Origin of the sequence: Desulfofundulus luciae (assembly GCF_030813795.1) — a bacterium.
Classification (GTDB): Bacteria; Bacillota; Desulfotomaculia; order Desulfotomaculales; family Desulfovirgulaceae; genus Desulfofundulus; species Desulfofundulus luciae.
In genome coordinates this window covers 129,630-147,779 of record NZ_JAUSUX010000003.1, presented here as the reverse complement: position 1 = coordinate 147,779, position 18,150 = coordinate 129,630, and the positions used below count along the sequence as shown (strand labels likewise).

Here is an 18,150-nt window from a genome sequence, read left to right as displayed (position 1 = left end):
CAGCACTTTTTTGTACGCAAACTCCGTGCGAAGGGCCAAAGAAAAAAGGCCCTGTTGATTACGGCGGCAAAAAACAGCCCAGGGACCTGTTTACTCCAGGTAACTTGTGCCCATCCGGAAAATGCCGGGATGACAGTATGGTTCAATTTTGCACCGCATCGGTGCAGTTCTGCACCACCAGGCCATACTGACGGGCCTTGCGCAACAAGGTGGAATGGGAAATTCCCAGAACCTGCCCGGCCCGGCGCAGGCTGTGGTATTTTTCCAGGGCCATCCTGATTAACTCTTTTTCCGTGGCTTCCCTGGCCTCCTGCAGGGGCACAATTTCCGAAATCTGGGGCCGCCACCCCTCCCTGCCCAGGGCTTCCACGAATTCGCCGGGCAGGTGGTGGGGCTCAATAACCTCCTCCTCGCACATGATCACCAGGCGTTCAATGAGGTTGATCAGCTCCCTGACGTTGCCCGGCCAGGAATAACCCTCCAGCAGGCGGCAGGTCTCCATGCCCAGGCGCTTTTTGGTGCCGTGCCTGGCATTAAAGCGGTTGAGAAAATGGGTGACCAGGGGCAGAATATCTTCCCGGCGTTCTTTCAGGGGCGGGATGCTGATGGGCACCACATTCAGCCGGTAGTACAGGTCCTCCCGAAACTTTTTCTCGGCAATGAGGCGTTTTAAATCCTTATTGGTGGCGGCGATTATACGAATGTCCAGCTTGATGGGCCTGCGTCCCCCCACCCGGTAGATGATCTGTTCTTGAAGCACCCGCAGCAACTTCACCTGCAGGTTTAAGGGCATGTCCCCAATTTCGTCCAGGAACACCGTGCCCCCGCTGGCAATCTCCAAAAGGCCCAGTTTTCCCTCCCGCTGGGCTCCGGTGAAGGCCCCCTTTTCGTAGCCGAACAGCTCGGATTCCAGAAGGGATTCCGGAATGGCCCCGCAGTTGATTTCGATGAAGGGTTTGTCCGCCCTGGAACTGTGGCGGTGAATGAGCTTGGCAAGCTTCTCCTTACCCACCCCCGAAGGGCCGGTGATGAGCACCGTAGAGTCCACGGTGGCCACCCGCAGGGCCTGTTCCACCGCCCGGCGCATCAGGGGACTTTCGGCAACTATTTCCCCGTCGGCCAGCCGCCTGGCCCGCAACTCCTTCAGCTCCGCCGAAGCCCGGGCGGCCTCCTCCTTAAACCGGTTGAGCTCGGTTATATCCCGCAGGTTAACCACAATCCGGCCCACCTGTCCCCCTTCTCCGGCCACCGCACTGCCGGAGAAAATGAGCTCCTCTCCATCCTCCGTATGCACCGCCATGTTAACCAGGGACTTGCCGGACATAATCTCATTGTAGATTTGTAGAAGGTGTTTATGCTGCCCCGAAGCCAGCTCGGTCACGTTTTTCCCCTGGATCTCTTCCGGTGAATCCATGCCGGTGATCCGGCCGTAGCTGGCGTTAACCCGCTCTATATTCCCCTGCCGGTCGATTACCACAATGCCGTCGTAACAGGACTGGATAACCCCGACCAGCTCCTTGTTCAAATTGCGTACCGAATCCAGCTGGCTGGATATATCCTCCAGCTCCGAGATATCCTGCAACACCAGCACAAAACCCTGCACCTGGTCCACGTCCTTTTGAATGGGGCTCTGGCGGATGATCAGCACCCTGTCCCCCACCGTAAAGCGCCCCAGGAAGGAGTCTACCCCGGGGTTCACCTGGCCAAGACCCAGTTGCTTCAAAAGAGGTCCTGCAGGCCGTCCCAGCACCTTGACGGCCGGGATGCCGGTCAGTTTTTCCGCAGCGGCGTTGAAGTGGCAAACATCGCCCCGGGCGTCCACGGCAATGATGCCGTTGTGGACCGACTGGAGCATCACCGCCAGTTTATACTCGGTAGCCTCCAGGGCGCTGTGCACTTTGTTGATCAGGTCTATGCGGGTCAGCACCCCGGCCAGCCGGCCCTGCCGGTTGAGAATGACCAGGCGATCTATGGGCAGGTTGCTTACCTCGTTAAAATGCATGTCCTCGTCTATGGTCATAATGTCCCGCTCCATTACCTGCCCCACAGAAGTATCAAAGGAAGCCCCCCGCTGCAGGGCCTGGAGAACCTGAAAAACGGTAAGGATGCCAATAACCCTGCCGTCCCCATCAAGAACCGGGGCGCAGTTCACCCCCTGCCGCCGGTAGACCTCGCAGGCGTCCGCCAGGGTCTGCCATGGATAAAGAGTCTGGGGATTTTCCAGCATCACCTGTTTAACCAGCAAAGCAAATTCCCCCTGCAATTCCTTTGAGTGAAAGTGAGGTGGAACATATGAAGTTTTCCCAGCTCAAGAGGGAACATGTAGCTAAGATGGCTGACTCCCGGGCCGTCTTCAAGCGCGGTGAAGACTGCCTCCAGAACGGTATGGTATCAAATCTGAAGTTTACCGGCAACCGGTTAACGACCAGGGAACCTGTACCAATATTTACCATATAGATTTCAAGCTATACATAGACCGGATTCGCAAAACAAATGCCAATCGCCCGGCGCTTCTGGAGGAATTCAGGAGGTTGTAACAGGGCAGGGAGGGCGCCGGGCGACAGTCCATAAGAAGGGCCGCCGGCGAAATGCCAGCGGCCCCTTTGTCACTTCACCACGATGTTCACCAGTTTCCCCGGTACGGGGATGACCTTCACTATTTGCTTGCCCTCCACCAGTTTCTGCACCCGGGGCTGGGCCAGCACTACTTCCTGCATTTGAGCCGGGGTGATGCCGGCCGGCACCAGCACCCGCTCCCGCACCCGGCCGTTGATCTGCACCACAATGGTAATCTCGTCTTCCACAATGGCCTCGGGGTCGTAAGCGGGCCAGGGCTGCTTGTGGATGCTCTCCCGGTGGCCGGTGGCCTCCCACAGCTCCTCGGTTATATGGGGGGCAAAGGGAGCCAGCAGAATGAGCAGGTGCTCAATCCCTTCCCGCAAAACCGCCGGGTCCCGGTCGGTTTCCGGCACCTCTTTGTACTGGTACAGGGCGTTCACCAGCTCCATGATGGCGCTGACGGCGGTGTTGAAGTTAAACCGGTTGCCGATATCCTCGGTCACCTTTTTAATGGTCAGGTGGGTCAGGCGGTGCATTTGCCGGTTGACCCCCACCAGCTTACCTGCCGGTTTTGGCGGTGCTTCCAGCAGCCCGCCGGCCACGGAGGCAACCAGGCGCCAGACCCGGTTGAGGAACCGGTAGCAGCCCTCAACCCCCTGGTCGCTCCATTCCAGATCCCGCTCGGGGGGTGCGGCAAAGAGGATGAAAAGCCGGGCGGTATCGGCCCCGTATTTGGCCACAATCTCCTCCGGGCTGACCACGTTCCCCCTGGACTTGGACATCTTGGCGCCGTCTTTCAACACCATGCCCTGGGTTAACAGGTTGGTAAAGGGTTCCTGGATGCCCACCAGCCCCAGGTCGTAGAGTACCTTGGTGAAGAAGCGGGAATACAGCAGGTGCAAAATGGCGTGTTCCACGCCGCCAATGTACTGGTCCACGGGCAGCCAGTAATCCACCCTGGCCCGGTCCCAGGGATGCTTGTCTTCCCGGGGACTGGTGTAGCGGTAGTAGTACCAGGAGGAACACATGAAGGTGTCCATGGTATCGGTTTCCCGCCGGGCCGGCCCGCCGCACCGGGGGCAGGTGGTGTTGACGAACTCCGGGCAGTCGGCCAGGGGCGATTGTCCGGTGGGTTTAAACTCCACGTCCCGGGGCAAAAGCACCGGCAGGTCCTCCTCCGGCACGGGGACGATGCCGCACTTATCGCAATATATAATCGGAATGGGGGCGCCCCAGTAACGCTGCCGGGAAATCAGCCAGTCCCGCAGGCGGTAGTTCACCTGGCCCCGGCCCAGGCCCTTTTCCTCCAGGTAGGCGATTACCGCCCGGATCCCCTCGTCTTTGGGCAGGCCGTTGAACTGGCCGGAGTTTACCATCACCCCGTCGCCGGCATAAGCCTCCGTCATGGTCTGTGGATCCAGTTCCTCCCCGGGCGGCTGGATGACCACCCGGATGGGCAGGTTGTACTTGCGGGCAAATTCAAAGTCCCGCTGGTCGTGGGCCGGCACGCCCATTACTGCCCCGGTACCGTACTCCAGAAGGACGTAATTGGCCACCAGTATGGGCACCCGTTCACCGTTCAAGGGGTTGATGCAGTAAGCTCCGGTGAACAGCCCTTCCTTTTCCACGTCGGTGGCGGTGCGGGCAATTTCGTTTAAATTGCGCACCCGCCGCACGAAGTCCCGCACCGCTTCGGCCTGGGGTTTGCCTTCAACGAGCTTCTCCACCAGGGGATGTTCCGGAGCCAGCACCATGTAGGTCACCCCGAACACCGTGTCGGGGCGGGTGGTAAAGACCACAATCTCCTCATCCATACCGGCCACTTTAAAGCGGATTTCCGCCCCCTCGCTGCGGCCGATCCAGTTTTCCTGCATGATTTTAACCTTCTCCGGCCAGCCCTTCAGCAGCTCCAGATCCTTGAGAAGGCGCTCGGCGTAGGCGGTAATTTTAAAGAACCACTGTTCCAGTTCCCGCTTTTCCACGGGAGTCTTGCAGCGCTCGCAGGCACCCTCCTTGACCTGCTCGTTGGCCAGCACCGTGGCGCAGGAGGGGCACCAGTTGACCGCCGCCTTTTTCTTATAGGCCAGCCCTTTGTGGTAGAGCTGCAGGAACAGCCACTGGGTCCATTTATAGTAGCCGGGGTGGCAGGTGGCCACTTCCCGGTCCCAGTCGTAGCTGATACCCAGCTGCTTGAGCTGGGCACGCATGGTCCTGATGTTATCCATGGTCCAGTCGGCCGGATGGACGTTGCCGTGCTTGATGGCCGCGTTTTCCGCCGGCAGGCCGAAGGCGTCCCACCCCATGGGGTGCAGGACGTGGTAACCCTGCATGGTTTTAAAGCGGGCCACCACATCGCCAATGGAGTAGTTCCTTACGTGGCCCATGTGGAGCTTGCCGGAAGGGTAGGGAAACATCTCCAGGCAATAGTATTTTGGACGGTCTGAGAAATCCGGGGTCTTATATAAATTTTCTGCGGCCCAGCGGGCCTGCCACTTCGCTTCAATTTCCTTGAAGTTGTAGCGTTCGTTCACCAGAGCATCCCCCTTGCCGTATACCGTAAACCGCTATCCATTGTTTCGACGGCATTTCATCATAAGTGTCATTTTATCATAAATGTTACGCTTAAGACAAGAACCGGCACCCCGGGGAAAAGAGAAAAACGGGGTGGTGGACAAGCAGATGTCTTCACCACCCCGGGGGCAACAGGCAACTTCAGGCTGTTTCTACCCGGGCCGCCTGGAACAAATTCAACTCACGGATGGCCTGCTCCCGCAGCTTGAACTTTTGCACCTTGCCGTTGGCCGTGGTGGGGTAGCTCGATACAAACTGGATATACTGCGGTATTTTATACCGGGCAATCTTGCCGTTACAAAACTCCCTGATTTCTTCCGCCGTGGCCGTACACCCTTCTTTTAACTGGATGAAGGCCATTACCTCTTCACCGTACTTGCTGCTGGGCACCCCCACCACCTGCACATCCTTGATCTTGGGGTGGGTATACAGGAATTCCTCAATCTCCCGGGGGTAGATGTTTTCACCGCCCCGGATGATCATATCCTTGATCCGTCCCGTAATACGGACGTAGCCCTGTTCATCCATAATCCCCAGGTCGCCGGTGTGCAGCCAGCCTTCCCGGTCGATGGTGCTGGCCGTAGCCTCCGGCATTTTATAATAACCCTTCATGACGTTGTATCCCCGGGCGCAAATCTCGCCCTGGTACCCCCGGGGTACTTCTTCCCCGGTGGCCGGGTCCACCACCTTTACCTCCACGCCCGGTAAGGCCCGGCCCACGGTGGATACCCTGATCTCCAGGGGGTCGTCGGTCCTGGTCATGGTAATTCCCGGGGAAGCTTCGGTCTGGCCGTAGGTAATGACTATTTCCTTCATCCCCATGCGGTTTACCACCGCTTTCATCACTTCAATGGGGCAGGGAGCCCCGGCCATGATGCCGGTGCGCAGGGAAGACGTGTCGAAGGGTTGTTTTTCCAGCACCTCCAGCTCGGTGATGAACATGGTGGGCACGCCGTGCAGGGCGGTGCACCTTTCCTTCTCCACTGTTTCCAGAACCCGCACCGGATTGAAGGACTCCAGGGGCACCATGGTGGCTCCCGAAACCACACAGGTCAAAGTCCCCAGCACACAGCCAAAACAGTGGAAGAAGGGCACCGGGATGCACAGGCGGTCCCGGGGGCTGAAATTCAGGCACTCGGCTACACTTTTTGCATTCATGACTAAATTTCTATGGGTCAGCATGACCCCCTTGGGGAAGCCGGTGGTCCCGGAGGTATACTGCATGTTAATCACGTCATCGGGATCAAGGGAGGCCTGGCGGGCTGCCAGCTCCTGTTCGGAAATGGCCTCAGCCATCCCCAGCACCTGCTCCCAGGTGTACATCCCCGGGTGCTCCTCATCGCCGATAAAAACCACATTGCGCAGCATGGGGAATTTTTTGGCATTCAGCCGCCCGGGCAAGCAGTGGTTCAATTCCGGGCAGAGCTCGTGGAGCATTTCTATGTAATTGGATTCCTTTGTTCCGTTGATGAGTAAGAGGGTGGTGGCATCGGACTGTCGCAACAGGTACTCCAGTTCGCGCACTTTATAATTGGTGTTTACCGTGACAAGCACGGCGCCGATTTTAGCCGAGGCGAACTGGAGGACGACCCACTGGGGTATGTTGGTGGCCCACAGGGCAATGTGCTCGCCCCGTTTTATGCCCAGGGCCATCAATCCCCTGGCCACCCGGTCACACAGTTCCCGAAACTGCTGGTATGTATAGCGCAAACCACGGTCGGTATAAACCAGGGCCTCGTTATCTGGATACAGGGCAGCCGTCCTGTCGAGCAGGTCACCAATAGTGATCTGTTCAAACCGGTCCATTTAAAGGCCTCCTCTTTCTCTTTGTAAATTTTTAAAATATTAATATAATAAAGGAAGGAAATTAGACCAGGATCCCTCCCCCGGGCAACTTCCTGGGAGGACATAAAACGAAAACCTCCCGCCCCTCTAGGGACGGGAGGTTTATCCCGCGGTACCACCCTACTTGGTAAATGGTGGAGCTGGCGGGAATCGAACCCGCGGCCTCTTCCATGCCAAGGAAGCGCGCTCCCTCTGCGCCACAGCCCCATACTTACCCTCTCGATGTGCTTTAACGGCCACACGCCGGCCCGGAGTACTTTACTTTCCCCCGGGCAACTCCGGGGCGAGTTCAGCAACCCGGTTCACCGCCTCGCACCTTCCGGCGGCTCTCTGCAGACACCGCTGCTGCTTACTGCTCCCCATCATAGTCATTTGCCCTTACCGACGGACACCTACAATTGTACGACATACCTGCCCGTTTGTCAACAGTTTGGTCATAAAATTTTTGGAGCATGTCATGAGGGGGACACTATAGATTTACGGGCATACCCACTACCCGGGCATCTCCCCACAGACGTTCCAGGTTATAAAATTGCCGTTCAGACTCATGGAAGACATGGACCACCACGTCGCCGTAGTCCAGCAGTACCCAGCGCCCCTCCCGCATCCCTTCCTGCCGGGGAACAAGTCCGGTCTTTTCATCCACTACCCTGATAATTTCCTCGGCAACGGCCCGGACATGGGTGGTTGAGCGACCGCTTAAAATCACAAAATAATCGGCTATGATCGATATCCGGCTGATATCTAGTACGGTGGTGTCAAAGGCCTTTTTATCTTCCGCTGCCTCAACGACAACCTTAACCAGCGCCTGCGGATCAATGGTCAAAAGGCATGCCTCCTTAACAGTTTTTGGGTATATTATATTCGCCCTCAAGGGGAAAGTTCCTGCCTGGTAAAAAGAAAACCTCCCGGTCCGGAGGATCTGGAGGTTTTTTCTTTTTAAGCACGCTCTTCCCTGGGCCTGGCTTCATTAACCGTGATTACCCGGCCGTTGAATTCGGTTCCGTTCAAGGCGGCAATGATAGCATCGGCGTCTTTATCGGCCACCTCAACAAAGCCAAATCCCCTTGACCGCCCGGTCTGGCGGTCGGTAATCACCCGGGCGCTGATGATTTCACCATACCGGGAGAAAGCCTCTTCTAAATCCTCAGCCCTGGTAGCCCAGGGCAAATTCCCCACATAAAGGGTGCGAACCACCTGTTTCACCTCTTTCCTGCAGCATGTCTAAGCTGTGTGCGCTTATTATTTGCTAAAGATCTTTCCCTCATACTGCCCATAAACCCGAAAGCTATGCCATTTTCTTACTCAATGGCCCTTTATTGTTCAGGAATACGCTTGCGAAAAAGAATGGCATTTCTAAATATTAAATTTATAATTTTTAGAAGCTGTCACTGCTTATAAAAACTATAAGAACAAATTATACTTGAGAGGTCAAGTTTTTTCTTGCTTTGTTCGCATCAGCCTCCTTCAGCCCGAAAAGGCAACGGGCTTAAAATTTGGCACAAAAATTGCGAAAATAATCCATCGCCGCGGCAAAAAGTTAAACATCATCACCAAAGAAAGGAGAGTCCCATGACCACGCAAGAAAAACTGCTCACCCGCAATCCCCGGGCCGATCTCCTGGTGGATCTGGCCGAACTGGTCAGCGGTCTTTTACTGGTGGGGTTCCTGTGGACCCACATGCTATTTGTGGCCACCATATTGCTCGGCGGCAGGACCTTTGACCGGTTGTCAATCCTCCTGGACGAATACTACCTCTCCTACATCGGCATTCCTTTTATTATCATCGTGGCCCTGGTGCATATGGTGGTGGCCGGGCGGCGAATCCCCAACAAATGGCACGAGCAGCGCATTATCCTGCGCCACAGCAAAACACTGGGCCACACCGACACCTGGATATGGGTCTTCCAAACCATCACCGGCATGGCCATTCTGGTTCTGGCCGGCATTCACGTCTGGATGGTCCTGTCCGGCTGGCCCATTCGGGCCGTTACCAGTGCCGAACGGGTACAATCCTTCCTCTGGTTTTATATCGTCCTGCTCCTGGTGGGCGAATACCACGCCGGTTTCGGCTTATACCGCCAGTTCGTGAAATGGGGCTGGATTAACAGGCATACCATCGGGGCGGTACTGAAAACCATCACGGTAATCATCGTGGCCCTGGGAGCGGTCACCCTTTGGGCCTTCATGCGGCTAGGAGGTGCACAATGAGCGTCTACCAAACCCACACCACGGATGTATTAGTCATCGGTGCCGGCCTGGCCGGAGAACGCACGGCCATTGAAGCGGCAGCCTACGGGCTGGGCGTGATTATCTTAAGCCTGGTTCCCCCCCGGCGCTCCCACAGCACCGCAGCCCAGGGGGGAATGCAGGCTTCTTTGGGAAACTGCGCCATGGGTTACGGGGACAACCCGGACATTCACTTTGAAGACACAGTGAAAGGTTCCGACTGGGGCTGCGACCAGGATGTGGCCCGCCTCTTTGCCAACACCGCCCCCATAGCCGTACGGCAGATGGCCTACTGGGGAGTGCCCTGGAACCGGGTTGTAGCCGGCAGGAAAACCCTCCCCGACGGCCGGGAAATAGAGGACTTAAAGGAATACGAAGGACTGATTACGGCCCGGGATTTCGGGGGTACGGCCAAGTGGCGCACCTGCTATACCTCCGACGGCACGGGACACACCCTGCAGTACACCATGGACAGCATCGTCATCAAAATGGGCATCACCGTCCACGACCGCATGGAGGCCATCGCCCTGATTCACGACGGCGAGAACTGCTACGGGGCGGTGGCCCGCTGCCTGCGCACCGGACAGCTCCACGCCTACCTGGCCCGGTCCACGGTCATTGCCACGGGCGGCTACGGCCGGCTGTACGGGGTTTCCACCAACGCCGTGATCAACGAGGGCAGCGGCATGTTCCTGGCCCTGGAAACGGGCGTGGTGCCCCTGGGCAATATGGAGGCGGTCCAGTTTCACCCCACGGGGATGGTGCCGGTGGGGATACTCATCACGGAAGGCGCCCGGGGCGACGGCGGGTACTTGCTGGACAAAAACCTGCACCGCTTCATGCCCGATTACGAGCCGAAGAAAAAGGAACTGGCTTCCCGGGACGTGGTCTCCAGGCGCATGATCCAGCATATCCGCAAGGGTTACGGCGTGGAAAGCAAGTGGGGCCCCCACCTGTGGCTGGATATCCGCCACCTGGGACGAAAACATATTTATACCAACCTGCGAGAAATTGCCAACATATGTAAGAACTTTGCCGGCATCGACCCGGCCAGAGACCTGATTCCCGTACGTCCCACCCAGCACTACAGCATGGGGGGAGTCAGAACCAATATCGACGGGCATGCCTACGGTTTAAAGGGCCTGTTTGCCGTGGGGGAGGCCGCCTGCTGGGACCTGCACGGCTTCAACCGCCTGGGGGGGAATTCCCTGGCCGAAACCATTGTCGCCGGCATGGTGGTGGGCAAGAAGGTGGCCGAATACACCCTGGGAGCCGCCCTGGATTGCCCCCTTAAGCTGGTGGATGAGCATGTCAAACGCCAGGAAAACAGGATAAACGATCTCATTTCCGGCCGAATGGGCAACGAAAATGTTTACGAGCTCCGCAAGCAGATGGAAGACACCCTGATGGAATATGTGGGCATCTTCCGCAACGGTCCCGATTTGCAAAAGGCTGTGGACAAACTCCAGGAGCTTTACCGGCGCTCCTTAAAGCTCGGGCTCAGGTCCAGCGGGAAATATGCCAACCCGGAACTGGCCTCCGCCTTAAGGCTGCCCGGCATGATCCGCCTGGCCCTGTGCATAGCCTACGGTGCTTTAAACCGCACCGAGAGCCGGGGCAGCCACGCCCGGGAAGACTACCCCTACCGGGACGACGCGAACTGGCTCAAGCGCACCCTGGCCTACTGGCCGCCGGGCGCCGAACTGCCGATCCTGAAATATGAACCGGTTAAAATCACCGAACTCCCGCCGGGAGACCGGGGCTACGGCGAATCGTCGGCGGCAAATGCCGCTAAGCCGGAAACCGCACATGACAAGGAGGGAAACAATGGCTGAACGCCTGCTGACTTTCAGCATCTTTCGCTACAACCCCAACACGCCGGAAATAAAGCCCTACATGCAGGAGTACAGGCTCGGGGAAATGCCTGGCATGACCCTGTTTGTGGCCTTAAATAAAATCCGGGAGGAACAGGACCCATCCCTGATGTTTGACTTCGTGTGCCGGGCGGCCATCTGCGGTTCCTGCGCCATGCTGGTGAACGGGAAGCCCCGCCTGGCCTGCAAGACCCTGACCAAAGACCTGCCGCCCAGGATTACCCTCTTCCCCCTGCCGGTATTCAAGCTCATCGGGGACCTCTCGGTGGACACGGGCACCTGGTTCAGGCACATGTCCCTGAAGACGGAGGCCTGGATCCATACAACCAGAGAATTCGATCCTCAGGCCCGGGAAGAGCGCATGGACAACGAAACGGCCCTGAAAATTTATGAGGCGGAGCGCTGCATTGAATGCGGGTGCTGCATTGCCGGCTGCGCCACAGCCAACATCCGGGAAGATTTCATCGGAGCGGCGGGCATAAACCGGGTGGCCCGGTTTATGGTCGACCCCCGGGACGAACGCAGCCCGCAGGAATACTTCGAAGTGGTGGGCACGGAAGAGGGCACCTTTGGCTGCGTCGGCCTCATGGCCTGCGAAGATAACTGCCCCATGGGGCTGCCCCTGCAAATGCAGCTCGCCTATGTGCGCCGCAAGATGGCCGCGGCGGGCCTTGCAGCCAGGCCGCAAACCAGGGCCGGTTAACTTCAAAAGATATTACCGTAAAACACGGGCAAAGGCGGCGGTTGCCCCGGATGGGCACCGCCGCCCGGTATTTTTAATGTGAAAAGTTACTGAATATTATTAGCTTTTCATCTTAATTTTCATCTTTAACTCTTATACAACCCCCGGTTCAGGATGTACGCCTCCACCGGCTCGGGCAGGAGATACTTGATGGGGCGCCCTTCCTGCACGCGGGCCCTGATTTCCGTGGAGGAAATGGCCAGGGCCGGCACTTCCATGGGGATAATACGCTTCACGTGCTCCGGATCTATCCCCGCCAGCCGGCGCTTTAAATTTCCCAGGGGGTAGCCGGGCCGGGTGGCGGCAATAAACCAGCACATTTCCAGCAATTCATTTACGTTTTTCCAGTTCAATATCTCCAGTACCGCATCCGCACCGGTAATAAAAAAAATTTCCGCCCCGGGGTAAAGATTCCGGACTTCCCGCACCGTGTCGATGGTGTAGGAATACCCGGGCCGCTCCACTTCGATGCTGGAGGTGTCGAAATAAGGATTACTGGCCACGGCCAGTTCCGTCATGATCCAGCGGTGGTGCGGGTCGGAAATCTTCCGGCCCGTTTTGTGGGGGGGGCGGCCGGCAGGGATGAAAATAACCTTTTCCAGTTGAAAGGCATGCCGGGCTCCCTCGGCGGCAACCAGGTGTCCGTAGTGGATGGGATCGAAGGTGCCGCCCATGATGCCCAATCTTTTCAGCGTCTGTGCCATAAGCAAAAACCTCAGCATCATTTTAATGGCCCTGGTGATAAAAAGCAACCCCTTGTTGACACGAGTGACGGGTGCGTATAGAATTAGTTAGGGTTATGAGCCAGATAAACATTCACAATTTTTTCTCACGGCAACCCCGACATTTTGCACCCGTTTTCAAAGTCTGACCCCAAAGGTGCCTACAAATATACGCAACTGGAGGGTGTAGACAGTGCTCGATCACCAATTGCGAGTTTTTGTCACAGTGGCAGAAAAGAAGAATTTTTCCCGGGCCGCCGAGGTACTCAACCTCACCCAGCCGGCCATCAGCCAGCACATCCACGCCCTGGAAGAACATTACCGGGCACGGCTCTTCGACCGGTCAAATAAGAAAGTGGAATTGACCCAGGCAGGCACCATTCTCTATTCCTATGCCAAAAAAATTTTAAAACTGCACCAGGAGGCCGAACGGGCGGTAACCGACCTGATTGAACTGGTTACGGGAAAGATTGCGGTGGGAGCCAGCATGACCATTGGGGAGTACGTGTTACCCCGGCTGCTGGGCGCCTTTGCCCGGAAGTATCCCGATGTGGAGCTGGCCATGACCATCGGCAACACGGCCATGGTCTATGAACAAACCCTGGAAGGAAGCATTGACATCGGACTGGTGGAGGGGCCGGTAGAGCATGCCCACCTGCAGGTGGAACCTTTTCTCACCGATGAAATGGTGCTCATCGTGTCCCCGGGACATCCACTGGCAGCTAAATCCCACGCTGCGGCGGAAGACCTGCAATCCTGCACCGTCATCCTGCGGGAGGAAGGTTCCGGCACCCGTGTGGCCGCGGAAAATGCCCTGCGCCAGATGGATGTTACGCCGGCCAGGATAATTGTCATGGGCAGCACCCAGGCCATTAAGCAGGCCGTGGAAGCGGGCCTGGGCATTTCCTTCCTTTCCAAGTGGACCATCCGCAAAGAACTGGCCCTGGGCACCATCAGACCGGTACGGCTGAAGGATCTAAACATAACCAGGGAGTTTAAAATCATCCGTAATCGGACAAGGTTCCAGTCCCGGGCCTGCGATGAATTCGCCCGGTTTATCACCTCCGGGGAGGTAATAGCGGCCCTGCAGGCCAGGGCCTAAACGCAGTTAATGCGAAAAAAAGGACAGGCCTTTTGTCTAAAGCCTGTCCTTTACTTTTCAATCCCAAAATAACGCATCAACTGCGGATTTGACCCTCGCCAAAAACAATATACTTGTAAGTGGTCAGCTCCTTCAACCCCATGGGACCCCGGGCATGGAGCTTCTGGGTGGAAATACCGATCTCCGCCCCAAAGCCGTACTGGTAACCGTCGGTAAAGCGGGTGGAGGCGTTTACGTATACCGCCGCCGCATCCACTTCCCGCAGGAACCGCCGGGCCCTGGCATAATCCCGGGTGACGATGGCCTCGGAATGCCTGGTACCGTAACGGTAGATATGTTCCATGGCCTCCTCCATGGATTCCACCACCTTCACGGCCAGGATCAGGTCCAGGTACTCTGTGGCCCAATCCTCCTCTGTGGCCGGTACTACCCAGGGCGCCAGCTCACGCGTCTTCTCGCATCCCCGTACCTCTACCCCGGCCGCCTTTAAATCCTCCAGAAGCCCCGGCAGCAGCTCCCGGGCCACCCCCTGGTGAACCAGCAGCGTTTCCATGGCATTGCAAACTCCGGGACGCTGGCATTTGGCATTGATCACGATGGAACGGGCCATTTCCAGATCGGCACCCTCGTCCACATAAACGTGGCAGTTGCCCACGCCCGTTTCAATCACCGGTACAGTAGCATTCTCGACCACCGCCCGGATCAATCCCGCCCCGCCCCGGGGGATAAGGACATCCAGAAGACCGTTCAGCTTGAGCATTACATTCACTGCCGCCCGATCGGTATTCTCAATGAGCTCAATGGCTCCGGCGGGGATACCTGAGCGTTCGGCGGCTACGGCAATGACGGCCACAATGGCGCGGTTGGAATTGATGGCCTCAGAGCCACCCCGCAGCACTACGGCGTTACCTGCTTTCAAACACAGGCCCGCAGCATCCACAGTAACATTGGGCCGGGCCTCATAAATCATCCCCACTACCCCCAGGGGAACCCGCATGCGTCCCACCTGCAGACCGTTGGGCCGCAACCACATGGACTCGACTTCCCCCACCGGATCGGGCAGGGAGGCCACGACCCTCAACCCTTCGGCCATATCCTCAATCCGCTCGGGAGTGAGCAGCAAACGGTCGATGAGTGCCCGGGATAAGCCTTTCTCCCGGCCAGCCCGTACATCAATTTCGTTGGCCGCCAAAATGCGCTCCTGGTTCCTGATCAGGCTGTCGGCCATGGCCAAAAGAGCACGGTCCTTAACCTCAGTGGAAAGATAGGCCAGGTGCCGGGCGGCCTCCCTGGCTTTTTGAGCTTTTTCCCTAACCTCTTGCTCAATTTGTTCGATCATCTTTCCCTACCCCCTGTTAATACCATGACGGCAAATTTAAATATCCAGCACCAGGTTATTGCGGTGGACCACCTCATCGTAGTCCTTATGCCCCAATACCCGGGCAATTTCTCTGGTCTGTAAACCCTTGATGCGTTCCACTTCGGCAGAGGAGTAGTTCACTATACCCCGGGCAATTTCTTTACCAGTAGTATCACATATGCTCACGGTGTTCCCCATCTCGAAAGAACCTTCCACCCGGATAATCCCAGAAGGCAAAAGGCTCTTCCCGTTTTCCACCAGCGCCCGTGCCGCTCCTTCATCCACATAGATGCGACCGTGTACCGTGGAGCTAAAAGCAATCCAGCGCTTCTTGTTTTCCAACCGGCTGCAGGGCCAGAAAACCGTACCCAGGAGTTCACCGGCCACCACCCGCCTTACCACGTCCTTTTCGGAAGAACTGGCCAGTACGGTAATGATCCCCGAGTGCATGGCAATGCGTGCCGCCTGCAGCTTGGTTACAATGCCACCGGTGCCCAGGGACGTACCCGCCCCTCCGGAAAGGGCTTCCAGCTCCGGCGTGATTTCGTTCACTTCCGCAATTAGCCTGGCCCCGCTGTTTTTGCGGGGATCGGCATCATACAGGCCGTCAATATCGGACAAAAGAACCAGCAGTTCCGCATCTACCAATGTGGCCACCAGGGCGGCCAGGTTGTCGTTGTCTCCCAGCTTTATTTCCTCCACCGCCACCGTGTCATTTTCATTGATAACGGGTACCACACCCAGGCGCAAAAGGGTATACATGGTGTTGCGGGCGTTTAAAAATCGCCTGCGGTCGCTGAAATCCTCCCGGGTTAGAAGGATTTGTCCCACGGCAACTCCGTATTCAGCAAAGAACTTTTCATACATATGCATGAGCATACCCTGGCCCACCGCCGCGGCGGCCTGTTTTTCAGGAATGGTCCTGGGACGGCGGGTGTATCCCAAACGGTGCTGTCCTATACCTATGGCTCCCGAAGTGACCAGAAGCACTTCCCTGCCCTGGTTATGTAAATCCGCCAGTTGTCGCACCAGTTGTTCCATCCGGGAAAGGTTGGGCCGCCCGGTGGGATAGATAATGGAACTGGAACCCACCTTGACCACAACCCGTTTGATATGGCGGAAATCCCTCTCCCCGGCCATGAAAATCACCACCGGCAACAGTATACCACAAACCAATAACCGGTGCCAAAAGATACTATTGCGTGACAGGGCCATAAAATTACCGGTTTTGTGGAACCAAAAGCCAGCCGGAGACGTCTATTAATTAGAGCTATAGTTTAAAATCGCCAGATGTTATAAGGAGGTGAGGCGCCGGGATGATCGCGACCGAACCCATTGGCCGTTTAAATGCCGGGTGATGTCGCAAAAATTATGGCCGTTGGAACTGATCAATCCGTAGTTAGAGGTGCCGTTGATGAAAGGATTTATCCATGGAAAGTTCCCGGTTTTTTTACCGATCCTTTGCCTGTTTGCCTTTTCTTTTACGGCCCCGGCTGCTGCCGGCACCGGCACGGTTGTCCTGAAGCTGTCCTCCAACCAGGCAGTAGTTGACGGGGCGGTTTACCCCCTACCAAAGGCACCGGCAATTAATGACGGGGTCGCCCTGGTGCCTTTGCGCTTTCTGGTGGAAACGCTGGGTATGGAAGTACACTGGGACAGCCGGTCCCGGGAGATAACCGTTAAAGAACAGGAGCGCCAGATCCATCTCAAACCGGAAAGCAAAGAGGCAGTGGTTGAAGGCCGGATCCGGCAACTGCCCTGCGCACCCACCATCAGCGGCGGCACTACCCTGGTACCCCTGCGTTTCGTGGCCGAAACCTTAAAATACCAGGTTTCCTACGATGCTCCCAGCCGGGAAATCAGGATTACCCTACCCCCGCCACCGCCCCCACCAAACCGGCCCCCGGTGGCCCGCTTCGAGATCGAAAAGACCACCGTGGCCCAGGGGGAGACAGTCATTTACCGGGATGAAAGTTATGACCCCGATGGGGACGGGCTGGTGGAAGTGAAATGGACCGGCAAACAGCGGGCCTTTTTCAAACCGGGGGAATATACCGTCACCCTGCAGGTAAAGGACAGCCGCGGTGCGTGGAGCGAAACAGCCAGCAAAACCATTACTGTCACCGGGGAAGTGCTCATGGACGAGATAACCTATAACCTGCACCACCCCATGCCGGGAGAACCCCTGGACTTGTCGGCGGTCGATGTACCGCAACTGCCTGCGGTAGAGCCCGCCACCACCATGAGCCGGGACATGTTAATGGTCAGCAACAGCCCGGAGGTGGTCACCCGGGAAGGCATCCTGTACACCGACACCCTGCATGGAACGGCCCGGCTTTACTACCACCACATTAACGGGAGCACCGTCAAACAGCACGTTTATCTCCTGGTCACCAACCAGGGGCTTGACACGGCCACGGTCACCATCAGGAAGAAGGCCCTTGCCGGCCCCGGGGACCCCATGGCTGCGGGTCGGGCGGCAACCCACCGCTACCTGGCAGCAGGAGCGGAACAGGCCCGCACCATTTACCTTAGGCCGGGGGAAACGAGAATCTTAAATGAAGAGCAGAAGCCCATTCCCCCGGGACTGTGCGTACACGGCATCTTTGATATACATACCGACCGGGAGGTACTCTTTTCCGTGGTGGCCACGGAAAACCGGGATCCCATAACCGCATACAGTGATCTGTCCACGCTTCCACCGGACGGCAAGCACATCCGGGGCACTTTTCCCCGGGCCAACCGGTTCCTGTCGGTACACCTGGATGAAAACAAACCGGCCCGGCTGATTATTGCCGACGGCGGAGGTGACTCCTTCCTTTACGGCAGGGACGGGGCCACCAACTTGCTGGGGTACAACAAGGGCAATTACGGTGTATCCTACGAAATAGCCATTGAGTCGAAGTACCGCATGGGCGTGCTTTTCTCACCCCGGGGCGGGCCTTTTGCCGGCGCAGCCACCTGGGATGGCCAGCCCTTCTACCTGCCTAGCCGGGGCGTGCTGAACCCACCCGGCCAGGGGGCGCTGGTGGGCATCATCGAACCCGGCCAGCGGAAAACCCTGCGCTTCATGCCCCCGGCGGCATCCTACCTGCCGATTAACCTGATTTTTATACCTTTTTAGGTTAAGAGAGAAAGGCCTTCCC

13 protein-coding genes and 1 tRNA gene are annotated in these 18,150 nt (G+C 57.2%); 5 read left to right on the top strand and 9 right to left on the bottom strand.

What is annotated here, in order from left to right; all coding sequences use genetic code 11:
* Nucleotides 1-142 precede the first annotated feature (142 nt).
* The 6 genes from J2Z49_RS03100 to J2Z49_RS03075 form a co-directional block, all read right to left on the bottom strand.
* Nucleotides 143-2,245: a sigma-54-dependent Fis family transcriptional regulator gene (locus J2Z49_RS03100; protein WP_307399757.1), complete on the bottom strand. Its 2,103-nt coding sequence runs from the start codon at nucleotides 2,243-2,245 to the stop codon at nucleotides 143-145.
* Between the two features lie 361 nt (nucleotides 2,246-2,606).
* The gene (leuS, locus tag J2Z49_RS03095) at nucleotides 2,607-5,090 is read right to left on the bottom strand and encodes a leucine--tRNA ligase (RefSeq protein WP_307399756.1); all 2,484 of its coding nucleotides are present in this window, start codon (nucleotides 5,088-5,090) and stop codon (nucleotides 2,607-2,609) included.
* A 181-nt stretch (nucleotides 5,091-5,271) separates the two neighbouring features.
* Nucleotides 5,272-6,936, bottom strand: a complete 1,665-nt coding sequence (locus tag J2Z49_RS03090; protein ID WP_307399754.1) for an AMP-binding protein — start codon at nucleotides 6,934-6,936, stop codon at nucleotides 5,272-5,274.
* A 171-nt stretch (nucleotides 6,937-7,107) separates the two neighbouring features.
* Nucleotides 7,108-7,182: transfer RNA gene (locus tag J2Z49_RS03085), tRNA-Ala, on the bottom strand.
* A gap of 262 nt (nucleotides 7,183-7,444) precedes the next feature.
* Nucleotides 7,445-7,801 carry a ribosome silencing factor gene (gene rsfS / locus J2Z49_RS03080; protein ID WP_121452065.1) on the bottom strand — a complete coding sequence of 119 codons (357 nt, stop codon included), beginning with the start codon at nucleotides 7,799-7,801 and terminating at the stop codon, nucleotides 7,445-7,447.
* A gap of 113 nt (nucleotides 7,802-7,914) precedes the next feature.
* Entirely contained in the window at nucleotides 7,915-8,172 is a 258-nt protein-coding gene (locus J2Z49_RS03075; protein ID WP_013821576.1) for an RNA recognition motif domain-containing protein, read from the bottom strand.
* Between the two features lie 375 nt (nucleotides 8,173-8,547).
* On the opposite strand from J2Z49_RS03075, the gene J2Z49_RS03070 reads away from it, so the two are divergent.
* From J2Z49_RS03070 to J2Z49_RS03060, 3 genes are read left to right on the top strand one after another with little or no spacing between them, the layout of a single operon-like run.
* On the top strand, nucleotides 8,548-9,186 hold the full coding sequence (locus J2Z49_RS03070; protein WP_307399750.1) for a succinate dehydrogenase: 639 nt from the start codon (nucleotides 8,548-8,550) through the stop codon (nucleotides 9,184-9,186).
* Entirely contained in the window at nucleotides 9,183-11,039 is a 1,857-nt protein-coding gene (locus J2Z49_RS03065; protein ID WP_307399749.1) for a fumarate reductase flavoprotein subunit, read from the top strand. The genes J2Z49_RS03070 and J2Z49_RS03065 overlap by 4 nt, the downstream gene beginning before the upstream one ends.
* Nucleotides 11,032-11,781, top strand: a complete 750-nt coding sequence (locus tag J2Z49_RS03060) for a fumarate reductase iron-sulfur subunit (protein WP_307399747.1) — start codon at nucleotides 11,032-11,034, stop codon at nucleotides 11,779-11,781. The genes J2Z49_RS03065 and J2Z49_RS03060 overlap by 8 nt, the downstream gene beginning before the upstream one ends.
* A 125-nt stretch (nucleotides 11,782-11,906) precedes the next feature.
* On the opposite strand, the gene nadD is transcribed toward J2Z49_RS03060, so the two are convergent.
* The gene (gene nadD / locus J2Z49_RS03055) at nucleotides 11,907-12,524 is read right to left on the bottom strand and encodes a nicotinate-nucleotide adenylyltransferase (RefSeq protein WP_307399745.1); all 618 of its coding nucleotides are present in this window, start codon (nucleotides 12,522-12,524) and stop codon (nucleotides 11,907-11,909) included.
* A gap of 211 nt (nucleotides 12,525-12,735) precedes the next feature.
* Between nadD and J2Z49_RS03050 the strand changes: the two genes are divergently transcribed.
* The gene (locus J2Z49_RS03050) at nucleotides 12,736-13,644 is read left to right on the top strand and encodes a selenium metabolism-associated LysR family transcriptional regulator (protein ID WP_307399743.1); all 909 of its coding nucleotides are present in this window, start codon (nucleotides 12,736-12,738) and stop codon (nucleotides 13,642-13,644) included.
* A 76-nt stretch (nucleotides 13,645-13,720) separates the two neighbouring features.
* Here the strand turns inward: J2Z49_RS03050 and J2Z49_RS03045 are convergent, their stop codons facing one another.
* Together J2Z49_RS03045 and proB are read right to left on the bottom strand one after the other, a co-directional pair.
* Nucleotides 13,721-14,983: a glutamate-5-semialdehyde dehydrogenase gene (locus J2Z49_RS03045; protein WP_307399742.1), complete on the bottom strand. Its 1,263-nt coding sequence runs from the start codon at nucleotides 14,981-14,983 to the stop codon at nucleotides 13,721-13,723.
* A 36-nt stretch (nucleotides 14,984-15,019) separates the two neighbouring features.
* The gene (gene proB, locus J2Z49_RS03040; RefSeq protein WP_307399797.1) at nucleotides 15,020-16,144 is read right to left on the bottom strand and encodes a glutamate 5-kinase; all 1,125 of its coding nucleotides are present in this window, start codon (nucleotides 16,142-16,144) and stop codon (nucleotides 15,020-15,022) included.
* A 274-nt stretch (nucleotides 16,145-16,418) separates the two neighbouring features.
* Between proB and J2Z49_RS03035 the strand changes: the two genes are divergently transcribed.
* Nucleotides 16,419-18,128 carry a stalk domain-containing protein gene (locus J2Z49_RS03035; protein ID WP_307399740.1) on the top strand — a complete coding sequence of 570 codons (1,710 nt, stop codon included), beginning with the start codon at nucleotides 16,419-16,421 and terminating at the stop codon, nucleotides 18,126-18,128.
* The last annotated feature ends 22 nt before the right edge of the window (nucleotides 18,129-18,150 follow it).